Source organism: Nocardia carnea (genome assembly GCF_029868855.1).
GTDB lineage: Bacteria > Actinomycetota > Actinomycetes > Mycobacteriales > Mycobacteriaceae > Nocardia > Nocardia carnea_A.
In genome coordinates this window covers 1-1,122 of sequence record NZ_JARWOV010000226.1, presented here as the reverse complement: position 1 = coordinate 1,122, position 1,122 = coordinate 1, and the positions used below count along the sequence as shown (strand labels likewise).

The 1,122-nt window shown below is 69.3% G+C and carries 1 protein-coding gene and 1 pseudogene; one reads left to right on the top strand and one right to left on the bottom strand.

Annotation, left to right across the window (positions count from 1 at the left end; all coding sequences use genetic code 11):
• Window positions 1-178: 178 nt before the first annotated feature.
• Window positions 179-358: pseudogene (locus tag QH195_RS21895) on the top strand (hypothetical protein); the annotation flags it as partial.
• A gap of 12 nt (window positions 359-370) precedes the next feature.
• On the opposite strand, the gene QH195_RS21890 reads toward QH195_RS21895, so the two are convergent.
• Window positions 371-961, bottom strand: coding sequence for a cysteine hydrolase (locus QH195_RS21890; RefSeq protein ID WP_280419709.1), 591 nt, complete (start codon window positions 959-961; stop codon window positions 371-373).
• Window positions 962-1,122: the final 161 nt, after the last annotated feature.

The following is a 1,122-nucleotide window of genomic DNA, read 5'->3' as shown; positions in this document are numbered from 1 at the left end:
GAGTACGGGCCAGCCCGGTAACCGTATGACCGGCACCGATCAGGGCCGGGACGGTTCGGCTACCGAGCGCCCCGGTGGCGCCGGTGACGAAAACCTTCATCGCTCGGTCGCTCCTCTCGGGTCGGCGGTGCCCCACACGCGTGGGCTCGGCGCGGCCCCCCCGCGCCCGCCCCCGCCCCCCCCGGGGGGGGGGGGGGGCGGGCCCCCGGCGGCGCTGATCGGTGGCCTGGCCGCGTTCGGCCTGCCGGCCGAGGTCGCGGTGCCGTCGGTTCTGCTCTATCGAGTGCTCACCTGCTGGATCCCGGTTTTCTGCGGCTGGCAGGTGATGCGCTGGATGACCGACAAGAACATGATCTGAAGTATCCGGCGGTTACAGCCGGTCGAAGGCGTCCGCTGTGGTGCGCAGGCCCGCACTGGTCAGCGCGATATTGGACAGCGATGCGGTGTGCACCTGCGGATCGGCCGCGGCCACACAATCCGCGACTGTGTAGACCGTGAAGCCGAGATCGGTGCCGTGACGCGCGGTCTGCTCGACCGTGAGGTTGGTCGCGACACCGGTGAGGAACAAAGTGTCGATATCGTTTTCCACCAGCCAGCGGGGGAGGTCGTTACCGGCCAGACCCGAAAGCTTCTGGTTGTCGACGATATGGTCGGCCTGCTCGGCCATCTCGTCGATGAGCCGGCTGCCCGCGGCGTCCGGCCGGAACTCGTGCTGCGCCGCGCCGACCGATTCCATGAACCCGGTGTTGCGCACCAGCCGACCCTCGTCCTCGGGGACGGTGAACCGGGTGAAGACGATCGGCAACCCCAGTTCAGCGGCCTGTTTGTGGAATTCGGCGGCCCGTTGCACGACTCCGCCGGCGGCCACCGGTTCGGCGAGCATCGGGCCGAAGAAGCCTTCGGGCCGAATGACATTCACCTGCCAGTGCAGGGCGAGAACAGCTGCGTTTTGATCCGGCATGCCGTAGATGATCGACCATCGGCGGTCGTACCGCACAACGGGTCGGGAAAGTCGCAGGACATCGCCATTACGAGAAACCGGGGCCGGGGGGCCGGGGGGGGGACCGGCCGGCCCGGGGGGGGGGGGGGGAGGGCCGGGAGTGGTCGCGGAACGAACGGCTC